This is a genomic window from Naasia sp. SYSU D00057 (genome assembly GCF_017916505.1).
GTDB lineage: Bacteria > Actinomycetota > Actinomycetes > Actinomycetales > Microbacteriaceae > Naasia.
The window spans coordinates 1-642 of the sequence record NZ_JAFMSZ010000012.1 but is presented as its reverse complement, the minus strand read 5'-3'; the positions used below and the strand labels follow the sequence as shown (position 1 = coordinate 642).

The 642-nt window shown below is 68.7% G+C and carries 1 protein-coding gene; it reads left to right on the top strand.

Annotation, left to right across the window (positions count from 1 at the left end; genetic code table 11):
* Window positions 1-35 precede the first annotated feature (35 nt).
* Window positions 36-642: TRAP transporter large permease subunit (locus tag J3P36_RS16045; RefSeq protein WP_307807139.1), on the top strand; the 607-nt coding region annotated here is incomplete at its 3' end.

Below are 642 nucleotides of genomic sequence, written 5' to 3'. Positions count from 1 at the left end.
CCACCAGCTTCTTCGGCTGGTCGCAGCCCTGGGCGGTGGAATACCCCGTCTACCTGCAATGCGTGGTGCTGTTCGCCGGCACCGGCTGGACGCTGCGCCAGGGCGGGCACATTCGCGTCGCGGTGCTGCTGCAGGCCCTGCCGCCCGGCATCGCGCGGCTGATCGACATGGCGGGCTGCGTCTTCGCCATCGGCTTCCTCGGCTTCGCCTGCTCCGCGCTGTGGCAGCAGCTGATCCGCACCGTCGAGTTCGGCTCCACCAGCTACTATCCGATGGGCACGCCGCTCTGGCTGCGGAGGCGTCGAGTGACCGCACCCATCACCCTCGTCCTCGGCATGCTGCTCGTCACGCTGGCGGGCGGCATCTGGGTCGGCGTCTCGCTCATGTCGATCGGCATCGTCGCGCTGGAGGTCTTCCGCGACATGCGGGTGGACCGCTTCCTGGCGGGCGACATCTGGTCCTCCTCCACCTCCGTCGAACTCATCACCCTGCCGCTGTTCATCCTGATGGGTGAGTTGCTGGTGCACACCCGCCTCAGCGAGAACCTGTTCCGCGGCCTGTCACCCTGGACCCGCCTGCTGCCGGGGCGGCTGGTGCATGTGAACGTGATGGGCTGCGCGCTCTTCGCCGCCGTCTCCGGCA